Origin of the sequence: Paenibacillus sp. Soil750, from assembly GCF_001428045.1 — a bacterium.
Taxonomy (GTDB): Bacteria; Bacillota; Bacilli; order Paenibacillales; family NBRC-103111; genus Paenibacillus_E; species Paenibacillus_E allorhizoplanae.
The window spans coordinates 82803-107964 of record NZ_LMSD01000004.1 but is presented as its reverse complement, the minus strand read 5'-3'; the positions used below and the strand labels follow the sequence as shown (position 1 = coordinate 107964).

Below are 25162 nucleotides of genomic sequence, written 5' to 3'. Positions count from 1 at the left end.
TTCAAGATATTCATAAAAGCGATCAGCCCCAAGCGTGCTGTCGCTTTTTCTCGTTAAAGGGGATACGAAGATGAAATTGCATAAAGGGGAAATCCTGTTCCGCCAAGGCGAGATGGGTTCACTATTCAAGCTACATTCGGGACTGTTGAAAATTGTCCGTTCACATGAAGATGGTAACACGACACTTGTGAATATCATTGTACCTGGTGAGACAATTCCGCATCATTCGCTAATTAGTCCAAGTGCCTACTATGCAACGGCGATCGCACTCGTGACAAGTGAGGTTGAAGTGCTGCCTGCGGAGCCCTGGTATGAGGACTTGGAACGCAACCCAGACCACTTTCGTACGATCGCGCGTCAATTGCAGGAGAAGCTGCGCATGATGCAGCAGCGGATTGATCAGCTAACAGCAGTTGCTCCAGCGGCTAAATTGTTGAAAATGGAGGCATGGTTTCAAACGTATATTGGTACTTTGAAGCTGACCGACGTGCTTACCCAAGAGGAAATAGGGCAGTTCATTGGACTTCGCCGAGAAACGGTGAATCGGCTGCTACGCGAAAAGGGGAGAAAGTAAATATACAATTGGGAATTAGCAGGGAAAGGAATGAGTGCTAGGGGCAAATCTTCGGTCAAAGTATGGGAGGGGATAATCTTAAACAAATGAACCGCAGAACTTCCGGCAGATAGATTGCTGACCCTCCAACAAATGGACCGCACACCCTCCAGCAAATGCCAAGTACACCCTCCAGTAAATGCCCCCACACATTCCGACAAATGGGCCGCTCACCCTTCAACCAATAGACCGCTCCGCCCTTCAACAAATTTGATGGATTTTATGATGTTAAATTAGTGGAATCTGGAGCGAAAAGAGGAATAGCTGGATTATATGTAGTTATTTTTAGTGATTTCTCTCCAGATTGAGAAAAGTGGCGAAATTACCTGTATAAAATCCAGTTAACCACCTTTTTCGCACAAAATGAGCGCAATTAGATGGACAAGATCCAGTTATTTGGATTCTCATCCTTCGATGAGATCCCCGCTCTACCCAGATGTCTACAAACAAAACGGCCCTGTCGCATTATGCGAACAGAGCCGTTTTTCATGTAGGGTCCGAGAAAATTGCTGCAATTCATGGACAGTAGGCACTTATGTTACTAGGAAAGAGCACCGGAAGGTCCGAAGAATTCGTAATGACGGTCTGATTCAGGAACACCCCACGCGATGAGCGATTGGTTCACGGCTTTCATGAACGGCAGGGGTCCACAGAAGTAAAAGCTGCCATCCACAGATGGAACAAGGCTTTGGATCCATGGGAGATCTACATAACCCTCTTTGTGGTAAGACTGCTCCTCGGTATCGGCAGCTGTCGGTTGCGCGTAACACCAAGCAAATGTGACTTGAGGATGCTCTTCAGCCAGCCGTTCGATCTCTTTGCGAAGCGCGTGATGCCCCCCATTTTGAGCAGCATGGATAAAAGTAACCTTTCGATTCGGCTGCGTGGTGACGAGTGAATGCAGCATACTCACCATAGGGGTGAGTCCGACACCGCCGCTAAGAAGCGTAACAGGTCGTGTATCCGTTTGATCTAATGTAAAGTCACCTGCTGGCGCGGAGAGCCATATAACATCTCCCTCTTGAACTTGATTGTGCATAAAGACGGAAACTTTGCCCGCAGGCACAGCTGGATTGGTGTTTTCGCGTTTAACCGAGATTCGGTAGAACGGTTGTCCAGAAGCATGAGAGAGGCTGTATTGACGAATATGTGTGTAGGCATCGCCGGGTATTTGGACACGAACACTGACATACTGTCCAGCTTCGAATGCAGCAATCGGACCATGATCCTGCGGCGTTAGGTAAAAGGAGGTAATGACGTCGCTTTCTCTGTCTTTGCGGGCGATGACAAAGGGTCTGAAATCGGACCATCCCCCAGGCTGCAGAGCGGAATTGGTATACATATCCGACTCAATGCCAATGAATGCACTGGCAATGACCCCATAGGCTTCAGCCCATGCCCCGAGAATCTCATCTGTCGCTGCATCGCCCAGTACATCTTTAATTGCGCCTAGCAAATGTTGCCCAACGATGGGATATTGTTCGGGTTTGACGCCAAGACTGCGATGTTTATGAGCAATTTGTTTAACAGCTGGCAGGATCATTTCCAATCGATCGATATGCTTCGCTGCCGCATAAACAGCATTCGCTAGAGCAGTCTGCTGTCGGCCTTGCTTTTGATTGGCGTGATTGAATAGATGTAAAAGCTCAGGGTGAGATGTGAACAATTTGTCGTAGAAACGTTTGGTTATCGCAACACCATGAACTTCTAATACAGGCACGGTGGATTTAATGATTCGGATGGTTTGTTCGCTTAGCATGTCGGATCATCTCATTTCCAGTAGAATGACTTGATGCTTTCAGTATAGCGAATAAGTGGAGGGAACCTCTGTGATTAGAATCACAGGGAATCGCAACAAAGTGTGTCTATGTGCAGAGGCAAGGATACACGGTATACTGGAACTATCATCCAAAAGAGGAGGCGGCCTATGCCCGATTGGTCGTATCATACGTTATTTAAACCACTGCTTTTCCAGCTTAGCGGGCGGAGGGCAAGAGATCTTACACTGCATGCGATTGGCGAGCTAAGTCGCATTCCTGGTGGGACTTTCGTGATCCGCACGATGGGCCACATGGAAATGTCGCCGCTGCTGGCGAGCGAGCTGGCAGGCGTGCCGATTGCTTGCCCCGTCGGCCTCAGCGGCGGTCTTGACCCGCACGGCACGGCGCACAAAGCCCTCGCCCAGTTCGGGCTCGGGTTCATCGAGCTCGGACCCGTCACGGTCCGAGCTGTTAATAGCCATGCATCGATTACTCGCATGGCGAATGAGGAAGCCATCGTCTACTCCGATGGCTACGAGAACGACGGCGCGGACGCGATCGCTGCGCGCCTGCGCAAGGGCATGGGGCATCGACTGCCGCACTTCGTGCGGCTGCGGCCGATGCCTGGAAGTTCGCCGCGCGAAGCGATTAAAGAGCAGCGGGAGCTGATCTTCAATCTGACGCCGTACGCGGCGGGGTTCACCCTCGATGGCCTAGCCGAAGGCTGGCCATTAGATGAGGCTTTGGCGTACCTCGCGGAGGTACGCCAGCTTGCGGAGGCAGCGGCACCGGGGAGGCCGCTGCTTGTGTATGTGCCGCAGGAGCTCCCGGTGGGGGAGCTGCGGGCGATCTTGGACACCGCGCGCAGCTTCAGCGGTGTCGTCCTCGGCGACGCGCAGCGGGAGCCGGGCACTCGCCGCGAGCGCGTCGGCGGCGGCGCTTCGTTGCTCAGCGCGCAGCTGAGCAAGGTCCGGTTGCTGCGCGAGTCGCTGGGCGAGCGCAGCGCGATTGTGGCGGCCGGCGGCGTGCATCAGCCGGAGGATGCGTGCGCGCTGCTGGCAGCAGGAGCGACTAGCGTCATGCTGCACAGCGGGCTCGTCTACGCGGGGCCAGGGCTGCCGAAGCGGATCAACGAAGCGATCCTGTATGATCGCATCACAGCTTCTGTGGCCTTCACGGACAATGAGGCTTTGCCGTACGAAGGAGGTGTTGACGCTAACGAGCAGGATTCCAATGCCAAAACTGCTGTTGATAAATCTTCCTTCCCTTCGACGGCTCCCCAGCGAGGGGAGATCTCACCCTTCGTGCCTTTATCACTCCCGCCTTCCCCTTCTTTCTGGGCGAATTGGGGCTGGATGAGCCTGCTGGGATTAGGAATGATGATTGGTGGTGTACTCGCGTGGTTGATCGCAGCGACGACGGTGCTGTTGCCTTATGATGAAGACTTTTTGGGCAAATCACGCAGTGAAATTATCCGTTTCAATACACATTTATTACACTTCATGTCTCATGATCGCATTACCTTAGCGGGTACGATGATCTCCATTGGCATTTTCTATTATCAGTTAGCGCATCACGGTTTACGTTACGGGCTGCATTGGGCGCGAACGGCCGTCATATCCTCTTGCGTTGTCGGTTTTAGCAGTTTCTTTCTGTATCTGGGTTACGGTTATTTTGATCCACTTCATGCGGCTGTAGCGGTAGTTTTGCTGCCTATGCTGCTGCTGACACTGCGTGGCTTGAAGGATTATCCGTCTCGCAAGCCGCCGGGGCTACGAAATGATCGAGTTTGGCTAAGAGCGCAATGGGGGCAGTGTTGCTTCGTGATACTTGGCTTTGGTCTGGGAATCGGGGGACTTACAATATCCTTTGTCGGTATTACGGAGGTATTCGTCCCAAGCGATTTGGCCTATTTAGGCGTAACTTCTTCACAATTGTCAGCTTGGAGTGAGGCCATTGTTCCGCTTATTGCACATGATCGTGCGGGCTTTGGCGGTGCATTGTTTTCCTTGGCAGTAGCGATAACTGCTTCGGCACTTTGGGGTGTCAATCAAGGTGAGGGTTGGTTATGGTGGACATTCCTCTGGGGTGGGCTGCCAGGCTTTGCAGCAGGGCTTTTGGTTCACGCACATATTGGCTACACGGACTTTGTACATTTATTGCCTGTTTACATAGCGGTGATGCTATATGTTGGCGGGTTATATTTAACTTATCCCTTTTTGGTAGGAAAAGGGGGCATTAGCGTTACACCAGCTAGATCCTAATTCCGAACTGTAAGATGAGTGAGCCTCCAAATGTCCACGTGAGTGGTATTGGTGGCTTATTTGCTATATTGAGGGGGGAGAGTGCTACTTGCCGGCTTGTCTTGCCTGTGGATTCTAATTTTCTATCCACCACCTATCTCCCACCTATCTAACGGACACTAGCGACGTTATTCCGCAGAAAAGAAGCCATTCTTCAACGTAACGGACGCCAGCGACGTTATTTGATCATTTAGTGTGATTAGCATGTGCAATTAAGCAAATAGCGACACTCATGTCCGTTAGCTGTGTTAAGGGACACTTTTGAACCGATTAGCGTCTTCTGTGTCCGTTAAACAGCCCAACTCCTGCTAATAAAGAAGTCGTCAGCTCTACGGAGCTGAGCAGCCAATGCAAAAAGTAAAAACTGTCCCCCAAGATCTATTCATCTTGGGGGACAGCTCCCTATTAAAACGTATGTGCCAATTCCTTCGCCTTACTAATCGCATCCGCCTTGATTTGCTCCGCTTTATCGGGGAATTGGTTATGCCCCTCAACGAACAAACCTTGTGTCTCTGTAATACCAAAGAACGCCATAATAATGCTGATATACCGATGACCCGATTCCATGCCGGCCGCTGGCCCTTCTGAATAGACACCGCCACGTGCTTGGATATGCAGTGCTTTTTTGCCAGAAAGTAAGCCAACAGGGCCAGCTTCGGTGTACTTGAACGTTTTGCCAGCTACGCAAAGAGCATCCAGATAGGCTTTCATCACAGGAGGGAACGAGAAATTCCACATCGGCGTAACGAATACGTATTTGTCTGCGGCAATGAACTGCTCGGTGAGTTCACTGATTCGTCCTACCTTGGCGCTCTCATCGCTAGTTAAGGAGGAGAAGTCCTGCCCACTGCGCAGCTTACCCCATCCGCTGAACACGTCCGCATCAATATGCGGCACTTGGACACGATACAAATCAATAGGAATCACTTCGTCATTGGGGTTCGCTTCGCGATAGGCATCGATGAAAGCTTTACCTACGGCCATACTGTAAGACGTTTGATGATCATGAGGATGTGCAGTAATATGCAGAACAGTTGCCAAAGTGATCCATCCTTTCGGGTATGCAGTCTGTGAAATCCTCTTCTAATTTGTATTAAAAGCACTTCAAATATGCTGGTAGGTAATGGGGAAGCTTTAGCATGCCGTATAGCGAGTTCCTTTCGACAAAGATTTGGTCACAGAACTACCTATTTACATTGAGCCTTGGCGGCTTTTGAGTTATGATGGGAGACGATGTTTTTATTTGAATTTTCCTATGCGATGATTAACTAAATTGAGATAAAGTGAGATGACGAATGATGACGAAACCTAAAGATGTAAACTATAGCATGCCAGCCGAATGGACAGAGCACGAGCGAACTTTTATTTCTTGGCCGGTGCAAGCGTCGATGGTTTACCCAGAGGATCACGCAGTTGTGTCCCAAGGGTATGCGGATTTGGCGAAGGCGATTGCCGAGTTTGAACCTGTTACCGTAATTGTTAACCCTTCGGATGCAGAGCAAGTGAAGGCGATGTTCACCGAATCAAATGTGGATTTCCTTGAGATCCAGCATAATGACGCTTGGTTCCGCGACAATGGTCCAACCTTCGTCTTGAACGAGCAGCAAGAAATCGCCGCAGTTAACTGGAAATTCAACGCATGGGGCGGCAAATATGCGCCTTGGGATCTTGATGATAACGTAGCTCCACAAATCGCAGAGCATCATGGTGTGAAACGTTTTGACGCTCCGCTCGTCATGGAGGGCGGTTCCATCCACGTGGATGGGGAAGGTACGCTTTTGACCACAGAAGAATGTCTATTGAACACGAATCGCAACCCGGATCTGAGCCGCGAGGAGATTGAGGAGCATGTCCGCAATTTCGTGAACGTGGAGAAGATCATCTGGTTGAACAAAGGACTGGACGGCGACGAGACGGACGGTCACGTTGATAATATTGCTTGCTTCGCGGCTCCAGGCAAAATCATTCTGCAAGTTTGTAACGATCCTTCGGATGCCAACTATGCGATTACACAGGAGAATTTGGAAATTCTCCGCAGCGCGAGGGATGCCAAAGGTCGGTCATTTGAGATTATTCAAATTGAGCAACCACCGCTGACGTTCTTTGAAGAGCAGCGCTTGACGCTTAGCTATTTGAACTTCTATTTTGTGAACGGCGGCATTATTTTGCCGGTATTTGGTGGTACTTCGGAAGAGACAGATCGCAAGGCGATTGAAGTGCTTCAAGCGACATTCCCAGAACGTCGAATCCGTACAATTAACGGCATGTCCATTATCAAAGAAGGCGGCAATGTTCACTGCACGACGCAGCAAATGCCAGCCAGCAAGAAAGGGTGATTTTACGTGAGAAAAGTGACTGTAGCAGCCACACAAATGAGCTGTTCCGATAATATAGAAGAAAACATCGCCAAAGCGGAGAAATTGGTTCGTGAAGCCGCGGCAAAAGGTGCGCAAATTATTTTGATTCAAGAGTTGTTTGAGACGCCTTATTTCTGCCAAAAAGAAAAGTCCGACTACTACCGCTACGCGACGGAGCTGGAGACGAACAAAGCGATCAATCACTTCCGTGAGATTGCGAAGGAGTTGGCCGTCGTATTGCCAATCAGCTTCTATGAGAAAAAGAACTACGCGCGCTACAACTCGCTTGCTGTCATTGATGCCGATGGTTCTGTTCTCGGCACGTACCGCAAAAGCCACATCCCTGACGGTCCAGGGTATGAGGAGAAGTTCTATTTTAACCCAGGAGATACAGGGTTCAAGGTCTGGAAAACCCGCTACGCCAAAATCGGTGTCGGCGTTTGTTGGGACCAGTGGTACCCAGAAGCTGCTCGTGTAATGGCGCTGATGGGGGCGGAATTGTTGTTCTACCCAACGGCCATCGGCTCAGAGCCGCAGGATGGTTCTATTGATTCGAAGGATCACTGGCAAATGTGCATGCGCGGTCACGCGGCTTGCAACTTGATGCCGGTTATCGCATCGAATCGTATTGGCAAGGAAGAAGATGAGGATTCCAGCATCAACTTCTATGGTTCGTCTTTCATTGCAGGCCCGCAGGGCAATCTGATTGAGGAAGCTGGGCGTGACGAGGAAACGGTTCTCGTTGCCGAGTTCGACTTGGATCAGTTGGAGATCCAGCGTATCGAATGGGGGATTTTCCGCGATCGTCGTCCGGATCTATACAAGAAAATCGCTACGTATGACGGTGAGCAGGTGTTCTAAACGTGTGGCTGATTCCCTTACTTAAGGGCCTGTTATTAGGTTTTTCCATCGCGGCACCAGTTGGCCCTATCGGGATCCTATGTATGCGCAGAACCTTGACGCTTGGCCGCTTGCATGGCTTTCTATCTGGACTAGGCGCTGCAACGGCAGATGCCATCTATGGCTTCATCGCAGGGTTCGGTTTGACGTTGATTACTAGCTTTTTGCTAGATCAAAAGGTGATCCTGCAGTTGGTTGGCGGTCTTTTCCTTATCTATCTGGGCGTGCAAACATTTCGATCCAAGCCTGCGGTTGAGGCCGCCAAAGCGAGTGGGGACACGCTGTTTAAATCGTATGCGTCGACCCTGCTGCTCACCATTACGAATCCGATGACGATCATGTCGTTCGTCGGTGCATTTGCGGGGCTCGGGCTGGGCGATAGCGCGGATGCAGGCTTCACACCTGCGATCGCCTTGGTTGTCGGTGTGTTTGCGGGCTCGGCATTATGGTGGCTGCTGCTCAGTTTGTTGATTGGATTGTTGCGGGAGCGGCTCAAAGGAGCGGCGTTCCTGTGGATTAATCGCGTCTCTGGTGCGATGTTATCGGTGTTTGGTTTGTTTGCAGTAATAGGGCTACTCTTCCAGGGGTAGCCTTTTTTGGCATGTTATGGAATGTAACGTAGTACCTTATTTTTTCAATCGTATTTGTCGATATATATAAAATAGCCCGCGAAATTTGTCGATTGTTGACCTCTTAGATGACTACTTAGATGAGAAAAAGACTTTCTTGAATTCAATGGCAATGGAACGATGCACGTAGGTAGCGGCTAGAATTCAAAAGTAGAAAGAAGGGGTCTTTTATGATTAAAAATTGGTCTTTAAAAACGAAACTACTATCTGGCATGCTTTTAGTTATTTTATTATTTACAATTGCTGCAGGGAACAATTACTTTAAGCTGTCTCAAGTCCAAAACGCATTGGATCAGGAAACGGAACGCAATGCGGAGGTCAAGGCTGCTTACGAGCTTAAGAATTATGTAGGTATCTTATACAGTAATCAAGCAGATGTCATTATCAATCAAAGTGATGAAGCTGCTAAAGCGTACAAGGAAAACGAGGTGAAATTCAGAGAATACCTCGAGTTCATTGCGCTAAGATCGGACAGCCCGAAGGAAGTAGAGTTGGCTGCAAGTTTGAGAACCGCCAGCGAGGGGTTTATCAAATCATTTGATGTGGTCAAGGACATTAATAAAAAAGACAGTAAACTAACGGCTGCGCAGCTTCGCGATGAAAATAAGAAGGCAGATGATCAGACCGACCAATTCAAACAAACGATCTATACCATGGCAGATCAATACATTAATAGCTTCAATCAAGAATCTAAGGAGTCAACAGATCATTTAATTGAGGAAATTCATTCCGTCAATTTTACACTCATAATATCCTGTATTATCGATGTTTTACTTGGCATAGGCATTGCACTGTTACTTAGCAGAATCATCATTAGGCCTATCAATGTGTTGATGAATGTAGCACAAAGTATTGCTGGGGGAGATTTAACGCGCACGATTACGAGTCGGAGTAAGGATGAAGTAGGGAAATTAACCGATAGCTTCAGTCGAATGATTCTTAATTTGCAAGAGTTGATTAGAGAGGTGAACGCAAGCTCACAGGATGTAGCCATTTCCTCAAAGCAGCTTTCGGCAAGCGCTGAAGAAACCTCGGCGGCTTCGAACGAGATTGCGACGTCCATCCAGGCCGTAGCGCGGGGGGCTGAAGCTCAGGGCTTAACTTCCAATGAAAGCGCTCGAGCCATGGAGGAAATGTCAATAGGCATACAACGGATTGCAGAAACATCTTCTTCCGTGTCAGAGGTTTCCATGGATGCCTCCGAGAAAGCAAGGCATGGCAACGTATCTTTACAACAAGTTATTCGGCAGATGGAGTCCATACGGGCGACAGTCGATCGTACAGCCTCTATGGTGCAGATGCTTGACAAGCAGTCGATAGAAATCGGCAGCATTGTAAGTGTGATCTCCAGTATCGCGACGCAGACGAATCTGCTGGCACTCAATGCAGCTATTGAAGCGGCTCGTGCTGGGGAACATGGTCGGGGTTTTGCCGTCGTTGCCGGAGAGGTAAGGAAGCTAGCCGAACAATCAGGCAGTTCTGCCAATCAGATTATCGGGTTGATTGAACAAATCCAGCAGGGTACTCAGCTAGCTGTCGAGGCGATGAGTGAGGGAACCAAAGAAGTTCACACGGGGATCGTCGTCGTACATGAGGCTGGTGAGGCGTTTCAATTGATCCTGCAGGCCATCGATCAAGTGGCAGATCAGATCCGTGATGTTTCGGCAGTGGCTGAAGAGATGTCGGCAGGATCCGAACAGGTGACGGCCTCGGTGATCGAATCGTCTACAATTGCACAGCAATCGGCCTTCGCTGCGCAGAATGTAGCGGGGAGCGCGGAGCAGCAGCTTGCAGCACTGCAAGAAGTTGCTGCATTCGCGAACGACTTGAACAGTATGTCACTGAGACTGCAGCAAGCCGTCGGTAAGTTCAAGATATAGAATGATTTTCCTTCATGAACGAACGAAGTAGATCATGATTTGAGGACCTACAGCGAAACTGCTGTGGGTTTTTCTCGCATTCGGCGGGTATAACGATTTATTTAAACGGGAAAAAGGAAATATCTAGATATTTGCCGAATTGAAATAGCGAATAAATTAGAGGAGGCCCCCCTACATGATTAACGATGTATTTACAGCAGCACGCACAGGCGATGTAAACCGAGTCAAGGATTTGCTGGACACGGATCTTTCGCTTGCCAATGCTGAGAATAGCGATGGCCTTACCCTTCTGGGATTTGCAGCGCATTTCGGTCAGAGCGAAGTGGTTCGGCTGCTTTTGGAAAATGGCGCTGATGTGAATGCCTTATCGCATTCTAAAGTTAGTTACATTCCATCGAATACGGCACTGCACGCGGCTATTGCCGGTGAGCGGAGTTTAGAGGTCATACAATTGCTGCTCGCTCACCGTGCGAAGCCGACGATTATGGATAGCAATGGGCATACAAGTTTGCATGTGGCAGCCTTTCATAAGGATAGTGCGCAGATCATTGAGCTTTTGATCAACCAGGGTGCGGATGTGAATGCCAAATCAGAGGATGGCGTCTATGCGATCGATCTAGCCAAAGAGCAGGGTCATACTGCAGTAATTGGCTTGTTGCGAGAGCACGGGGCTATTGGGTAATGGATCGCGAAGCGTGAATAGAGGACATTCAGCTAGCCGGCTAGCGGTTCAAAGAATGTCCTTTTTGGCTTGTAGTTTTTTATTGGCCGCGACTAAACGGTATAGACTAATGACCAGTAAGACAAGAACTGGTACATAGAGGATCAGCAAGGGATAAAAGAACGTATTTTTTATGTTTATCATGAAAACTGGGATTTGTGCGGCAGTAACCGCCGTAAATACACCAATGAGTCGTTTATTCCGTTCGATCATGGAGTCAATGTCAGTGAAAATTTCAGGCTTTGTATGCTGATACGTTTGTCTCCAGATATACCACCCTGCGCCGCTGTAAATTTTATCCCACCCTGTGTCTTCAAAAATGCTAGCGTAGTTGGGATCCACCTTCGTTTGGTAATCTACGCAGTAGCTCATTTTGCGAGGAGCACCTTTCTCAAAGTGAAAACGCAGGCCATTCCAATTTACACGTTGTAAATGCCAGCCTTGCGCCTCCATATCCTCCAACCATGCCGTAATTGTCTCCGATTGTGAACTGTCCCACCATTTAAACACCTTTTTGGTCTCATTCATATAAAGATCCCTCTACTTTCTTCGCATTTTCGTAAAGCTCTGTAATTCTGGCGATCTCCAGCTTGAGCAGTTCTTTACCAGATGGGGTAATACGGTACAGCTTACGACGCTCTTCTTCAGCTACAGCCTGAATCAAACGATCCTTCTCCATCCGTGACAAGCTGCCATAAATCGTTCCAGGACCGAGGTGAATTCGACCTTGCGTGAGCTCCTCCACCCACTGAATAATGCCATAACCATGCCGAGTTGTAGTCAGGGAAAGCAAAATGTAATAAGCCGTTTCAGACATCGGCAAGTACTGACGGTAGAGCTTCTCATTATCCATAAAGTCTCCTTCTTCTTATATCAGGTTATGTTGTATCGCCCTTCGTTGTATCACGTCATGATATATCATGAGATGAGTATATCACCGCGTGATATAGAGTGCAATAGGCATTTGCGAATTGACACTACCACTAATGTCATCGTTTATGATGAGCTTATAACCATATAAGGAGATGATTGCATGCTAGTATTAACGTTTCACTACAAACAAGGTATCCCATTCGATGAAGCTTATTATCTGAATACACATGTTGCTTTGTTATCCAAGAAGACAGTGCTTGAAATGGGGGCCACCAAGTATGAGGTCAAAAAGGTCCTATCCTCAGCAGATGGAACGACTCCGAGGTATTCGTTCATATTCAGCTTGTATTTTGAAACAAAAGAAGCTTTGGAGGCGTTCATCAGCGACCCTAGAGTTCAGGAATTGAAGGATGACGTAGCAAACTATTATATCGGTGAGCAGGATATCTATATCGAGGAAGTTGTGGCTTCGTTCCAAGCATGACTCCTGCGGGCCTAAGTGATTCGATCGGTGGGATTTCCATCAGTGGGATTTCCCGTAGTACTCGGCTAATGCGTAGAAGGATTTCTTGCATCGTTTGCCTGGGTATCGGGGAAAACGGGCATATTGCCTTTAACGATCCTCCAGTGGCGGATTTTTTGGACTCTGCAACCGTAAAGCGGGTTGAGCTGGAAGAGGCGTGCCTGCAGCAGCAGGTGAACGACGGGTGTTTTGGGGATATCGCGTAGGTCCCGACTCATGCGCTAACTTTAACGGTTCCTGCCTTGATGTCGGGAGCTCATTTATTCTGTATAGTTCCTGGACCGACGAAGCGAGATGCAGTGCGCAGGACACTGGAAGAAGCGGTTCAACGGCATGTCCAGCTACGATTCTGAGACAACATCCGGACTGTCTCTTGTTTGTAGACAGGGATTCTTATGGAGATTAAGGCGATACATTATCGGACAGGAGAACCAGTGGAATAAAAGTCTATGGCTAAGCGTTAGTAAGGTTAACCAAACTCCAGCTCACCGAAATCGCAGCTTCGATGGAAATCGGGTACGGATGAAGTGATTCGATTCCAACATCCGTAGTGTGGAAGGGGCGTTTCATCCCCGCATTTGTAAAAATTGGCGCGAAACGTACGGCCAGTCTCAGGACGGAAATCTGGAAACATTGTCTGAATCCAGTCGAAAGGGATGGAAATTTCAAGTTGCCAATATGACATATTGGCAATCGGATCATAGCATCCTGTCGATGTATGGATAAGGAAAAGAGCTGGATCCACATTCTGCAAATAAGTCCGGTCATTCCGGTCGCTGCCCAATTTCAACAGAAGGGTGCCAGCGGCGTTCATCTCGAAATTTAAATACCGGGGATCGGACTCCGGCAGCGGCTGGAAGAAAAATTCTACACAGCTGTCTTTGAATACTGGTTCATTCATCGTGTGATAGAGGATCGTGGGGTTCGCTTCATAAATGTTGTAGTGAAGATGGATACATTCGGACGTGTACAATAGCTTTGCCTTCACTGTCGGTGTGTAGCCATTGTCAAGCCAAAAATAATGATCGATGGCTAACTCAGGAGTACCATTCCAGGAAATGGGACAAACGGTATCCCTAGGTTGAATAAGATATTTCATAGTTCCTCCTTGATTATGTTCAGCCGTCTTGATTATATAACAGAAATCCTCCTGCGCTTTAAGCATTAAGCAGGAGGATTTTTCAATTTTACGGAATTACGCCTTCTGCGTGCCATACATCTTCCTGTATTCACCAGGCGTAATGCCAGAGTAGCGTTTGAACATGCGGATAAACGAATTTACGTTCTGGTAGCCAACCTTGACGGAGATTTCCTGGATTTTCAGATCCAGGTTATTCAGCAGTTCTTTCGCTTTCTGTATGCGCAAGCCGTTCAAGTAATCGCTGAAGTTCGCTCCTGTCTTTTCCTTGAAATAAGTCGATAAGTAGCCTGGTGTAATGTTCAATTTGTCCGCCATGATATCCAGCGTGATATCTTGCTCCAAGTGCTGGTTCAAATACTCAAGGATAAAATGGGTCGTCGGATCATGATCCGATTTCTTGTGATTCACTCTTTCTATGGCGGGTGACAGAAGCTGTTTGAACCATTGTTTGTATGTGTCGATACTGTAAAAGCTGTTCAGGTGATCCAACACTAGAGGAGGCAACTCGCCTTGTTCCCGATGCAAATTCAGTTTCATGAGCGACTTGTTCAGTTGGCCGTATACTTCTTTGGCGAACCGTCTGAATTCGTCCACGGAGGCTTCTCTCTTGCAGAGTGCGTCCAGGTGCCGGTGGATCCAGTCCAATACCGACTGTTCGTTACCGGACATGAACCGGGTGGAGAACTCCTCTTCTTCTAGCACGGTGAAATGAATTGCCCCTTTAGCAGGACGAAATGTGCGGATGAATTGCGTTTCGTCGTTTAATTTTCGCTGCAGCAGCATGGTGGAGGCATATTCATAAGCCGAAATTAAATGGCCAGAATCGGGATAAATCGGGCTTACGGCCATAGTCAGGAAAAACAGATCACGGTCCACTTCGAGCACCTGAATCAATTGCTCCAACGCAGATTCAATGTCTGCCGTATCGTCTGGGAAGAAGAATAGGGTAAGCACCGTATCCTTATCCATTTGGAACGTAATCGTGTCCTTGTATGCCTGTGACAGGAAAATGTTGATATATTCCCGGATAAAGTATACGGCTTTTTCGAGCTCGGAATCGAGTTCCGCAAATTTTTCTTTCATCGTCAATTGATACAATACGAGTGTGAAAGGGGTGTCGGCAACAACCAGTTCCCGCAGGTCGGTTAAGTTCATATGGATGTTTCGCAATTTATTTGTGTAAGCGTAATAGCGAAGCTGGTCTTTCTTTTTGTCCAAATCCTCGGTCATCTGGTCATTGGTTCGGAGGATGCTGCTCATTTTTTCGCTAATCATATTAAATTCGTGGATAGGGCTGCTCACAAGCATGTCTGCAGGATGACGCTGCAGGACGGCTTCGATGATTTTTTTGACGGGCCGGTTCAATCGCATCGTGAGTACCACAGACGTTACGATACTTAGCAGGATGATGATTAGCAGTAAAGTAATGAAAAGAATATTCAACCCCATCAACTGATTGGAAATGCTCTTGATCGGAACGACGCTAACATAGGTCAAGCCAGTCTGCTGCCCTTTTTGATAGAAGTAATAGAGATTATCACCAGTAAAGCTTCCGTTCTGACCATCAAGAGATTGGCCAAGAGGCGCCTTCACGCTGGGAGACGAGGAGAAAATTGTGGCGCCTTCTTCATCTAATATGTAGAAATTAGAATGATCTGAGTAATGATACGAGTTGAACATTTTCTTCGGATCGAGCATGACGATGAAATACATGTCTTTATATGGCATCAGCTTGATAACAACTGGAAGCAGCTGTCCCTTGTTCTTTTGGATATTAGCTGAGATTTCCGTGAATGAGGAGGCAGGGATCAACCGGTAAGTATAGGATTCGTCGAACTGGCGGAACCAAAATTCCGGCGGATACTCGCTGCTGGCATAATATCTGGAGAATAAGTCCTTAGCCCCGCTCGTCCCTTCCTTCTCCACCACATAAGAATCGTTCTTGAAATAAATCATGATATTGTCAATAGAAAGAAAAGGGTTGGCAATCAGCACTTTAATCGCCGACATGACGCTGCCTACTTTGTCATAAGCATTAAATTCCTGTACATTCCGCAACATATTCAGATTCGCCCTGAATATGTCATCTTGATTTAAACTAATGATCGTTTCCCAGGTCAGTCTGAAATGGTTCTCGTATTGCTCCACCGTATGATTCAAGTTCGATTGGTTATATTTGACGATCTCCTGGTGGATTTTCGATTTCAAAAATAGAAAGGATGCGAAATTGAAGAGCACGAGCACGGCAATTACAACAAGAAAACTGATCATTAACTTGGCGAACAAGGAATTGGTTTTCCAACTGAACCTTTTCAATCTCAACATCCGATAGACCCCCCATGTTCTATGTGCCGATTTCCGTCAAATCCCGTGGGATCTATACTTAAATTTATCATACCACTATACTACGGGAACGGAATGTACGGGAACAATATTCATTTCTTATAAATCATACACACTTTCTTTGCTTATCCAATAAATTGCGGGTTCTCTGGTAAATGTGGAGATTTATTTCCCCAAAATGGCGTGCGTATAATGATGGTATCAAAGCCCGCTGCACGAAGGCGCCAGCAGCAGGCAAGCATCTATAACTGAATGAGGAGATATGCGCATGGCCCAAACGAATACGCACGCAATCGAGCAAAAGCAAAAGCAAGTATCCGCCGAATCGTTCAATCAGATCAAGACAACGAGTCTGCTGAGAAAGTCATGGAACCATAACAAATATTTATGGCTGCTGGTTCTGCCCTGCTTGCTCTACTATGTCATATTTCGCTATTTCCCTATGTTTGGCTTGGTGATCACGTTCAAAAACTTTAATCTCTTTAAGGGCATCTGGGCTAGCGAATGGGTAGGGTTCAAATATTATGTGATGTTTTTTCAGAATCCAGATTTCTTTCTCTTGATGCGCAACACGCTTTTACTGGGCTTCTACAAGCTGCTGTTCGGCTTCCCCGCCCCCATTATTCTGGCCATCCTGCTGAACGAATTGAAAAATATGGCTTTAAAACGGTTTGTCCAGACGGTCAGCTATTTACCGCATTTCATCTCGAACGTGATTGTGGCCAGCATGGTCATTATGTTTCTGTCTCCGTCTGGAGGCCTGATCAATCAGATTATACAAAAGCTCGGCTTCACGCCGATTAACTTCATGATGGAGCCCGGTTGGTTCCGTTCCATCTATGTCGCTTCGGATATATGGCAGCAAATCGGCTGGGAATCAATCATTTATTTGGCGGCACTGACAGCAGTGGACCCGCAGCTCTATGAAGCAGCCAGTATTGATGGAGCGGGGCGCTGGGGAAAGCTGTGGAACGTGACGCTGCCCGGTATTGCGCCGACGATTGTTATCCTCTTTATTTTAAATGTCGGGAAAGTATTGGAAATCGGATTCGAAAAAGTATTTCTTATGTACAATGCGGCTGTCTATTCGACGGCGGACATCATCAGCACTTATGTTTACCGTGTAGGTCTGGAGCAAGGTAATTTCAGCTACGGGGCCGCGATCGATTTATTCATGGGCATCATCAGTCTGATCTTTATCTACTCGGCGAACTACATCAGCAGAAAAGTGGGAGAAAACAGCTTATGGTAAAGGTGGAACTAACGGTATGAAAAATCGGATCAGCCTTCTTGGCCTAGTGAATTCTCTGATTATGCTCTTTGTCATTGTCGTTACGCTTTATCCATTCATATATATGCTGGCCGTTTCATTAAGCAAGGATATATATGTCATGAAAGGAGAGATTAGCCTATGGCCCAAAGGCTTCAACCTGAAGATGTACGAATTGGTGTTTCAAGATCCGAAAATATGGACCTCCTATAAAAACACGCTGATCTATGTCGGCTTGGGCACACTGATTTCCGTCATTATTACTTCTATGGGGGGGTATGCGCTGTCACGCAAGGACATGGGGTTTCATAAGTCGATGACTGTGCTCATCATTTTCACGATGTTTTTCAGCGGAGGCATGATTCCTACGTTCCTGGTCGTACGCTCGCTGGGCTTGATCGACACTGTTTGGGGCATGGTGCTTCCGGGTGCGGTGAGTACATGGAATTTGATCATTGTGCGCACATTTTTCAGCAACATGCCGAAGGAAGTTGAAGAATCCGGCAGGATGGACGGGCTGAACGATATTGGCATTTTCTTTCGCCTCGTCCTGCCGCTGTCGAAGGCGGTCATCGCTACCGTCTCCCTGTTTTACGCGGTGGGGCTATGGAACAATTTTATGCTGCCTCTGCTTTACTTAAGAGATCCGGATCTATTTCCGCTCCAGGTGCTTCTGCGCAATCTGGTATTGGCCGGCAACGTCGCATCTGGCGATGTAACTCGAATTGGAGGTGATAATCTCATTGTAGAGGACTCGTTGAAATTCGCGACAATCATGGTATCGACACTGCCGATTCTACTAGTCTATCCGTTCATCCAGAAATATTTTGTCAAAGGTGTCATGATTGGCGCAGTAAAAGGATAATGCACAATCGCACGGAATGTAGTCAGCAACCAAAACGATGACGAGGGGGAAAGAAAATGAAAAGAAACGCAATGATACTTGTAACTTTGATGCTCGGATTATCGGTTTTAGCGGGATGTTCAGGCGGCAAGACGGAGGGGAATGCAAGCGGGGAACTGAAGAGCACGGCATCGGGGAGTACTACGGGAACGTCGGCGCCAGCCACAGAGAAGAAAACGTTCAAAGCTTTGTTGGATAGCAACCCAACGTTTCCTTACAGTAAAGATTGGCCGATTTGGAAATGGATCGAAGAAAAAACGGGTGTGACGCTTGACGTCCAGACACCGTCTGGTAAACTGGCCGATTCGCTCAATTTGGTCGTGGCTTCCAATAATATGCCAGATTTGCTGTATATTCCGACCCGCGTGACCTCGAATAAATTCGGTCAGCAAGGCGCACTCGTCAACATTCTCGATTATTTGAACCAGATGCCGAACCTGTCGGCATGGTTGAAGAAATATCCAGAAGAGGGCAAAGCTACTCTCTCCACGGATGGCAAGATGTACATGTTCCCGAACCAAGGCTTCGGGGAAACAAACCGGATGATTTGGCTGTACCGAGAAGACATCTTCCGCAAGCACGGTTTGACGCCGCCGAAAAACTACGATGAGCTGTATACCGTTATGAAGAAGCTGAAGGAGCTGTATCCGAACAGTTACCCACTCTCCATGCGTTTCGGTCAAATTCCGGACGAAATGTATGCCAACCTGACGACGAATTTCAATACTGGTGAGAACGTTTACTATAACTTTGACAAAAAGGATTGGGGATTCGGACCGACAGAAGACGCGTATAAAGCGATGTTAGGCGCTTGGAACAAGTTCTATAAGGAAGGGTTGATCCCACCTGATTTCCTGACGACGCAAACGAAACAATGGCAGGATATGATTTCCAATAGCAACTCGTTTATCACGATCGACTATATCAGCCGTATTGACTTCTTCAACAACGCCATGAGAAAGGATAATCCAGAGTATAACATGCAGTTCATGGCGCCTCCAGCAGGGATTGCGGGTGGCAAGCAACTGAATCCGTACTTCCATTATCTGGAGGGTGGTTTAACGGTGGCATCCACGTCTAAAAACGTGAAAGAGATTATGAAATACATGGATTTCTTCTACTCCGAGGAAGGCAAAACGTTGACGAGCTGGGGGAAAGAAGGCGAGACGTTCACGTTGGAGAACGGCCAGAAGAAATTTAAGCCTGAATTTACAGATGTAACGGAAATGCGTAAGAAAACAGGCCTTCAGACGAGTGGCGGTTACACTTGGATCGATTTCGGGGCGCATTTGTCCCTGTTCTCAAAAGATCTGCGTGCGGCGTATCAGGAGGTTGTGAAATACGATCTGCCAGCGATGCAGCCGAAACCGGCGTTTACGGAAGCGGAGAACGAGGGATTGGCCGTGACCGGTCAAGCGGTGAAAAAGAGCCGAGATGAAAACTTCGCCAAGTTCGTTACGGGCTCCCGCAGCTTGAGCGAGTGGGATAAGTACGTCATGGAAATTGAAGGACTGGGCGTGCAGAAGCTGGTAGATACGTATAAAACGGCAAATAAACGGGTAGAGTCGGTCGAATTGAAATCGAAATAATTCGAAATTAGCAACAAGACAGGACTCGCTGAGAAAGAACGGATGCTGTTTGGCTCGAGCTTCATGCTGGAGAAGCAGCATCCGATTTTTCAAATTTTTGATCATGTTAAATTAAAGGAAGTGGACACATTGGTCATGCTCGCGAAAAAACTTTGTCACATAGGATTGCTTGTATGCTTGCTTCTGCTGGCTGTGACGGCTGGAATGCCGTCTCATGCCGGTGCGGTTGTAGTCCCGGGCGTTACGATCGATACGCCGACCGACGGCGCACAGCTGGTCAAAGGCGTCACTCGTTTTTCTGGAACGTATACGGGCGCATATGATGTCATGCTGTACATTAACGGGGAAAAGCAGGTTAATACGGTGATGATCGACCCAGATGGGGACGATACGGGCACTTGGTATTATGACTTTGATGCTAGTTCCTACGATGGCGATGTGCAGGTGCTCGCCAAAGCCAGTGACATGATCTCACGGTACGCGGTCTGGAGCCCTACGATTCATGTAAATGTGAATAACCCCGAGGCGGGTCTTCCTCAAGTGACCGTCATCAATCCAGCTGACGGTGGGAATATCAGCGGCACGGTGCCGATTCGTATCTCCGCCACAAGTACAGAAACAATTCAGAGCGTGCAGGTCAGAATCAATAACGGCGCCTGGTTGAATACAGTTCTGAATGAAAATGAATACGTTTACAATTGGAGGTCTGACGGGATCGGCGACAAAACGGTGAGTATCGAAGCGAAGGCTTCGGACACCAAAGGCAATGTCGGCTTCAGCATGACGACCTATGCCAAAGTAGGAGCTGGCACGAACGAGCTGTTTCACATGTCCCGGCAGGACCGTGCGATGTGGATATGGGAGCCGGAGACATATAAGCTGCTGCTCAATCCGAATTCCCGCCAGGTGCTCGATGAGCTTGCTCAAGATACGGCGACGTTCGGCTCCGATAAGATCACGACGTTTTATTTGGCAGTTGGCTCTTTTGCTGCTATGGACATTCTGGAGGATGATCCGGGCAAACTGCGCGAATTCGTCGCCTGGGCGCATCAACATGGCTATGAAGTTCAGGCTTGTATATCGGGCGGAACATCTCCGCCGTACTTGGGCGCATATGCAGCATACCACAATAAAGCGATCCGCGAGATCGAGCGTGTCATCAATTATAATTTGGCTGCAGGCGCAAATGAGCGGTTCGACGGCGTGAACGTTGACATCGAGCCTTACATATCCGCGGAATTTAATTCGAAGAAACCATCGCTTCAGATTCAATATTTGGACGGCATTCAGAAAATGAAGAACCGCATTCAAACCGCCGGTATTAATCTGCCGTTCGGTCCAGCCATACCGAAGTGGTACGATTCGAGTGACAATTCCAAGGACATTATGTGGAACGGCAGCACCAAATGGCTGTCTCAGCATGTGCAGGACATCAGTGACTATATCTCCATCATGGACTACCGCGATACGGCCGATGGCACAGCCGGCATTACGGCGGGTGCGCAAGGCGAAATCGATTATGCGAATTCGATTAATAAGCCGAACTCTGTCGTCATTGGCGTTGAGACGAAAGATATCGCGAACAGCGGGGATCCTGAGACGATCACGTTTCAGGAAGAAGGCCGTGCAGTTCTGGAAGCTGAGCTTGATAAAGTGTATACGGCTTTCAATGACGACGCATCGTTCGGTGGCATTGCCATGCATCACTACGACGACATCCGCAAGCTGCCATCCTATTGGGGAGCTGGCGGCGTGTTCTGGGAGCCACCGGCCGATACGGAACCGCCTGGCGCTGTAAGCGGTACACCATCTGCGACGGCGCTCGATTACCAGCAGATCCGTATCAGCTTCGGCATGGCGATGGATAACTCCGAAATTGACCGGTATATTGTTTACCGCAGCACACAGAGCGGCTTTACGCCGGGCTCTGAGTATGTGGCAGGACTCGCCAGAAGCTTATCGTACAATGATATCGGCCTGCTGCCAAATACGACCTATTATTACAAAGTCGCTGCCATGGATATGCAGGGCAATATCGGGCCGGCGTCAGCGGAAGCATCTGCCAAAACGAGCAGCACGACGCTGAAGCCGATGATCGTGACTGGCTTGCATGTAACGGGCGGCGCGGGGAATTCAGCAGCCAGCATGAAGGTCGTCGATAAAGCGACGTCTCAAGCGATAGGCGGCGCCGCAGTGGAAGGACGTTTCCATTTTGCAGGTGGTAAATATGTAACGGGTACTGCCGACGGTAACGGAATGATCTCCTTTACTTCGGAAAGCATTCCAAACGGGCAGCAGTCCGGATTTGAGCCCCGCCGTGTTACGGCACCTGGCCATTATTGGGCTCAGGCCTACGATCAGCCGCATATGACGGGGATGTATCCGCAGGTCGGCTTAAGTGGATTGACACTGAGCACCGGTAGCTTGTCTCCGGCATTTTCGACAAATCAAGCTTCCTATACGGTATCGGTGCCAAACGGTGTAAGCTCGCTCCAAGTCACGCCGACTGCATTAGTGAACGGAAGTGCGATTACGGTGAATGGGCAAAAAGTCGCCAGCGGCAGCGCGTCGCAAAGCATCGCATTGAACGAAGGGGGAACGACGATTACGATTGTCGTGACTGGCAACACAGGTGTAACGGATAGTTATGCCGTCAAAGTAACGCGTTCCGTGTATGTCAATAATGTATTTACGGTGACGGCGGATACGTATGTGCATCAGAATTTCCCGACAACCAATTATGGTAGTGAAACGACACTGGAAGTGGTCGATGTGCCGTCTTTGGCCGGCGGCGGGGACCGGATCTCGTTTATGAAATTCGATTTCGGCGCATACTCGGAGCCCATCCAAACCGCCAAGCTGAACTTTTACGTTAGCGAAGCGTCCAGCGGCACGAATAATGTGGAAATCTACGTGTATGATGGCGATAACTGGGTCGAGAACACGATGAACTGGAACAATCGCTTGACCGGCACTGGCGCTACGAAACTGACTACGAGTAATATCAATCACACAGGCTGGTACAGTGTGGATGTAAAGAATTTCGTAGAAGCGCAGATGGCGTTGGATAAAAAGGCGTCGTTCCGCTTCCTGCCGCTCAGCCCGAATCTTGTGAATATCAACAGTCGGGAAAATGCCGAAAATCAGCCATACATTGTAGTGAACTCGTCCAGCAACACCAACCTGCGTTCACTCATGCTCAACGATACCCTTGTATCGCAGGGACTTGACGGCATATATGACACTGTTGTCACGAATGCGGTCGATGCGGTGACCGTTACGCCGGTGGCGGATGAGCCTCATGCGCAAGTTATGGTGAACGAAACGCTTGTCGCCAGCGGTCAAAGTTCATCCGCGATCCCGCTAATCGTAGGCGTCAATACGATTACCATTCAAGTTACGTCGCAAAACGGCATGATCCATGCGTACACTGTCCATGTGACCCGCCAGCTTCCTGGCATGACGGACCTGCATGCGTTGTTCTTGAGCGCAGGCACCTTGACTCCGGCGTTCCATGCCGCCGAGCAGTACTACTCGTCGACGGTAACTAACGATGTTGTTGAGATCACGGTTACACCGGTGCTGGAAGATCTGCTTGCTACGGTTACAGTGAATGGAACTGCGGCTATGAATGGTACAGCGTCGCAAGCCATTCCGCTGCATGTCGGCGCCAATGAGGTGAGCCTTGTCGTTACAGGGCAAAACGGCGATACCCAGACATTCGGTATAACCGTTACACGCTTGCCTTCTACTAATGCAAGTTTGAATTCACTCGCGATTAGCAGTGGTATGTTAACACCTGCCTTCCAAAAGAATGTAATGCGCTATGAGGCAACGGTAGCGAACAGCGTAAATGCCATCACGGTGACGCAATCTGCATATGAGTCTCTGTCGGTCGTTACGATTAACGGTGACATTGTGGCAAGCGGAGCAGTATCAGCGGCCATTCCGCTGAAAATTGGCGTCAATACCATTAAGGTGGCAGTAACGGCTCCAAATGGAATTGACCATGCGGAATACGAAATCCGGATCATTCGCCAAGATGAAGAGCAGCACGGTTCATCAGGATCGGCTCCAGGCACGCGCACTGAACAGGCCACATCGGGCGAAAAAGCGGTTCATATTGAAATCGTACGCACGGTTGGGTCAAACGGGGCAAAAGTGGACGCGATTATCCTCAATCAGTCGATTGCCAAGCAAGTGTTGGCCGCAGCTCCGGCAAATACAGAAAAAACCGTGCGGATTAGTCTGGATTCTGATGCCTCGGACCAGCCAGATGAATATGCAATTTCGGTGAATCCTGCATTTATGGAGGAGTTGATGAAAGAACAGCTAAAGCTCGAAATCACTTCAGCCCATGCGCGCATTGAACTGTCGGTAGATGCTCTTCGCGGATTGAAGGAAGCTTCGCAAGATGCCATCTTCCGCATGAAGTCGCTTGCAGGTGAAGGTGGAAACAAGGAAGCCGCCGTGCACGTCATCAATGCTGGCGCCAAGGTCATCGGGCAGCCGATGGACATCGAAACCAACTATACAGGACACAAAACGAAACTGTATTTCCCGCTCACGGATGCCGATCTGGATTTGAACGGACATACGCTCGCCGTGTATATCGAGCATAGCGACGGCGAGAAAGTGCTGCAGGAAGGCACCATTGATACGGATGTGAACGGTCATCCGATCGGGATTGCTATCGAAGTGGAGAAATTCAGTACGTTTACAGTAGTAAAGCTGCCGAAGTCGCAATCCAAAGCGCTTCCGCGCTACGTATTCGGATATGAGGACGGCACCTTCCGCCCTGAGCAGCATCTAAGCCGCGCCGAGCTTGCTTCTATGCTGAATGGCTTGCTGGATGACGAGCAGCTAGCGGGTGGCAGCAGCCAGATGACATTCGCCGATGTGCCAGATACGTTCTGGGCGGCAGCAGCGGTCAACAGATTGTCGGCAGCGCACATCGTTGAAGGACGCACAGCGGGAAGCTTTGCACCAGGCGAGATGGTTACACGTGCGGAGCTGGCTGCGATCGCCGCCAGATGGAATGGATTCAAGGCGTCCTCCGCAGCGCAACCATTTACCGATATAGCTGGACATTGGGCGTCGGGTTGGATAGCCGCAGGAAGTGAGAGCGGCAGGCTGACGGGATATCCGGAAGGCACGTTCAAACCAGACGGCAAGGTGACCCGTGCCGAGGCGGTTGTCATCATCAACCGGATGACTGGACATTTGCCAGCGAACAACACGGAGCATATCACTTGGAAAGACGTTCCTGTAGATCACTGGGCTTACGGATATATTGAAGCTGCGTCCAAATAATAAGGGACAATACCTCTAAGGACCGTCTGGCGAAAATCAACAG

The 25162-nt window shown here is 48.7% G+C and carries 18 protein-coding genes and 1 pseudogene; 13 read left to right on the top strand and 6 right to left on the bottom strand.

Annotated features, from left to right (window positions below):
• Positions 1-70: 70 nt before the first annotated feature.
• Complete coding sequence (locus tag ASL11_RS05815; protein WP_056610934.1) at positions 71-574, top strand: Crp/Fnr family transcriptional regulator; 504 nt, start codon at positions 71-73, stop codon at positions 572-574.
• A 580-nt stretch (positions 575-1154) separates the two neighbouring features.
• On the opposite strand, the gene hmpA is transcribed toward ASL11_RS05815, so the two are convergent.
• Positions 1155-2372, bottom strand: a complete 1218-nt coding sequence (gene hmpA / locus ASL11_RS05810; protein WP_056610931.1) for an NO-inducible flavohemoprotein — start codon at positions 2370-2372, stop codon at positions 1155-1157.
• A 108-nt stretch (positions 2373-2480) separates the two neighbouring features.
• On the opposite strand from hmpA, the gene ASL11_RS05805 reads away from it, so the two are divergent.
• Positions 2481-4637, top strand: coding sequence for a hypothetical protein (locus ASL11_RS05805; RefSeq protein ID WP_082595279.1), 2157 nt, complete (start codon positions 2481-2483; stop codon positions 4635-4637).
• 444 nt (positions 4638-5081) lie between these two features.
• Here ASL11_RS05805 and ASL11_RS05800 read toward each other — a convergent pair whose 3' ends face one another.
• Complete coding sequence (locus ASL11_RS05800; RefSeq protein ID WP_056610925.1) at positions 5082-5717, bottom strand: FMN-dependent NADH-azoreductase; 636 nt, start codon at positions 5715-5717, stop codon at positions 5082-5084.
• Between the two features lie 254 nt (positions 5718-5971).
• Here ASL11_RS05800 and ASL11_RS05795 point away from each other — a divergent pair, with 254 nt between their 5' ends.
• The 5 genes from ASL11_RS05795 (at position 5972) to ASL11_RS05775 (ending at position 11124) form a co-directional block, all read left to right on the top strand.
• Positions 5972-7012 carry an agmatine deiminase family protein gene (locus ASL11_RS05795; RefSeq protein WP_235550396.1) on the top strand — a complete coding sequence of 347 codons (1041 nt, stop codon included), beginning with the start codon at positions 5972-5974 and terminating at the stop codon, positions 7010-7012.
• A gap of 6 nt (positions 7013-7018) precedes the next feature.
• Positions 7019-7894 (top strand): N-carbamoylputrescine amidase, encoded by an 876-nt coding sequence (aguB, locus tag ASL11_RS05790; RefSeq protein ID WP_056610921.1) that lies wholly within the window; start codon positions 7019-7021, stop codon positions 7892-7894.
• A 2-nt stretch (positions 7895-7896) separates the two neighbouring features.
• Positions 7897-8523 (top strand): LysE family translocator, encoded by a 627-nt coding sequence (locus ASL11_RS05785; protein WP_056610918.1) that lies wholly within the window; start codon positions 7897-7899, stop codon positions 8521-8523.
• Between the two features lie 209 nt (positions 8524-8732).
• Positions 8733-10442 carry a methyl-accepting chemotaxis protein gene (locus ASL11_RS05780; RefSeq protein WP_056610915.1) on the top strand — a complete coding sequence of 570 codons (1710 nt, stop codon included), beginning with the start codon at positions 8733-8735 and terminating at the stop codon, positions 10440-10442.
• Positions 10443-10617: 175 nt separating this feature from the next.
• Positions 10618-11124 (top strand): ankyrin repeat domain-containing protein, encoded by a 507-nt coding sequence (locus ASL11_RS05775; RefSeq protein WP_056610912.1) that lies wholly within the window; start codon positions 10618-10620, stop codon positions 11122-11124.
• A gap of 48 nt (positions 11125-11172) precedes the next feature.
• Here the strand turns inward: ASL11_RS05775 and ASL11_RS05770 are convergent, their stop codons facing one another.
• On the bottom strand, positions 11173-11691 hold the full coding sequence (locus tag ASL11_RS05770) for a DUF2812 domain-containing protein (protein WP_056610909.1): 519 nt from the start codon (positions 11689-11691) through the stop codon (positions 11173-11175).
• Positions 11684-12016, bottom strand: coding sequence for a PadR family transcriptional regulator (locus tag ASL11_RS05765; RefSeq protein WP_056610906.1), 333 nt, complete (start codon positions 12014-12016; stop codon positions 11684-11686). The genes ASL11_RS05770 and ASL11_RS05765 overlap by 8 nt, the downstream gene beginning before the upstream one ends.
• A gap of 180 nt (positions 12017-12196) precedes the next feature.
• On the opposite strand from ASL11_RS05765, the gene ASL11_RS05760 reads away from it, so the two are divergent.
• Both ASL11_RS05760 and ASL11_RS37380 read left to right on the top strand, forming a co-directional pair.
• A complete protein-coding gene (locus ASL11_RS05760) occupies positions 12197-12520 on the top strand; it encodes an EthD family reductase (protein ID WP_056610903.1) in 324 nt (107 codons plus the stop codon).
• Positions 12521-12573: 53 nt separating this feature from the next.
• Positions 12574-12965: pseudogene (locus ASL11_RS37380) on the top strand (6-phosphogluconolactonase); the annotation flags it as partial.
• Positions 12966-13028: 63 nt separating this feature from the next.
• Here the strand turns inward: ASL11_RS37380 and ASL11_RS05750 are convergent.
• Both ASL11_RS05750 and ASL11_RS05745 read right to left on the bottom strand, forming a co-directional pair.
• Positions 13029-13658: a carbohydrate-binding family 9-like protein gene (locus ASL11_RS05750; RefSeq protein WP_056610901.1), complete on the bottom strand. Its 630-nt coding sequence runs from the start codon at positions 13656-13658 to the stop codon at positions 13029-13031.
• A gap of 96 nt (positions 13659-13754) precedes the next feature.
• Positions 13755-16025: a helix-turn-helix domain-containing protein gene (locus ASL11_RS05745; protein ID WP_056610897.1), complete on the bottom strand. Its 2271-nt coding sequence runs from the start codon at positions 16023-16025 to the stop codon at positions 13755-13757.
• 286 nt (positions 16026-16311) lie between these two features.
• Between ASL11_RS05745 and ASL11_RS05740 the strand changes: the two genes are divergently transcribed.
• The 4 genes from ASL11_RS05740 to ASL11_RS35365 are packed head-to-tail and all read left to right on the top strand — an operon-like array spanning position 16312 to position 25119.
• Positions 16312-17295, top strand: a complete 984-nt coding sequence (locus ASL11_RS05740; RefSeq protein ID WP_082595277.1) for an ABC transporter permease — start codon at positions 16312-16314, stop codon at positions 17293-17295.
• Positions 17296-17311: 16 nt separating this feature from the next.
• A complete protein-coding gene (locus tag ASL11_RS05735; protein ID WP_056610893.1) occupies positions 17312-18178 on the top strand; it encodes a carbohydrate ABC transporter permease in 867 nt (288 codons plus the stop codon).
• Between the two features lie 56 nt (positions 18179-18234).
• Positions 18235-19806, top strand: coding sequence for an extracellular solute-binding protein (locus ASL11_RS05730; protein ID WP_056610888.1), 1572 nt, complete (start codon positions 18235-18237; stop codon positions 19804-19806).
• 42 nt (positions 19807-19848) lie between these two features.
• The gene (locus ASL11_RS35365; RefSeq protein ID WP_063795482.1) at positions 19849-25119 is read left to right on the top strand and encodes a cadherin-like beta sandwich domain-containing protein; all 5271 of its coding nucleotides are present in this window, start codon (positions 19849-19851) and stop codon (positions 25117-25119) included.
• Positions 25120-25162 lie beyond the last annotated feature (43 nt).

Excerpts from the sequence above, each read along its gene's own strand:
- ASL11_RS05770 (WP_056610909.1), bottom strand. The coding sequence starts at position 11,691 with ATGAATGAGACCAAAAAGGTGTTTAAATGGTGGGACAGTTCACAATCG.
- ASL11_RS05805 (WP_082595279.1), top strand. The coding sequence starts at position 2,481 with ATGTGCAGAGGCAAGGATACACGGTATACTGGAACTATCATCCAAAAG.
- ASL11_RS05780 (WP_056610915.1), top strand. The coding sequence starts at position 8,733 with ATGATTAAAAATTGGTCTTTAAAAACGAAACTACTATCTGGCATGCTT.
- ASL11_RS05730 (WP_056610888.1), top strand. The coding sequence starts at position 18,235 with ATGAAAAGAAACGCAATGATACTTGTAACTTTGATGCTCGGATTATCG.
- ASL11_RS05750 (WP_056610901.1), bottom strand. The coding sequence starts at position 13,658 with ATGAAATATCTTATTCAACCTAGGGATACCGTTTGTCCCATTTCCTGG.
- ASL11_RS05745 (WP_056610897.1), bottom strand. The coding sequence starts at position 16,025 with ATGTTGAGATTGAAAAGGTTCAGTTGGAAAACCAATTCCTTGTTCGCC.
- ASL11_RS05740 (WP_082595277.1), top strand. The coding sequence starts at position 16,312 with ATGGCCCAAACGAATACGCACGCAATCGAGCAAAAGCAAAAGCAAGTA.
- ASL11_RS05775 (WP_056610912.1), top strand. The coding sequence starts at position 10,618 with ATGATTAACGATGTATTTACAGCAGCACGCACAGGCGATGTAAACCGA.
- ASL11_RS05735 (WP_056610893.1), top strand. The coding sequence starts at position 17,312 with ATGAAAAATCGGATCAGCCTTCTTGGCCTAGTGAATTCTCTGATTATG.
- ASL11_RS05815 (WP_056610934.1), top strand. The coding sequence starts at position 71 with ATGAAATTGCATAAAGGGGAAATCCTGTTCCGCCAAGGCGAGATGGGT.
- hmpA (WP_056610931.1), bottom strand. The coding sequence starts at position 2,372 with ATGCTAAGCGAACAAACCATCCGAATCATTAAATCCACCGTGCCTGTA.
- ASL11_RS05760 (WP_056610903.1), top strand. The coding sequence starts at position 12,197 with ATGCTAGTATTAACGTTTCACTACAAACAAGGTATCCCATTCGATGAA.
- ASL11_RS05795 (WP_235550396.1), top strand. The coding sequence starts at position 5,972 with ATGATGACGAAACCTAAAGATGTAAACTATAGCATGCCAGCCGAATGG.
- ASL11_RS35365 (WP_063795482.1), top strand. The coding sequence starts at position 19,849 with ATGCTGTTTGGCTCGAGCTTCATGCTGGAGAAGCAGCATCCGATTTTT.
- ASL11_RS05765 (WP_056610906.1), bottom strand. The coding sequence starts at position 12,016 with ATGGATAATGAGAAGCTCTACCGTCAGTACTTGCCGATGTCTGAAACG.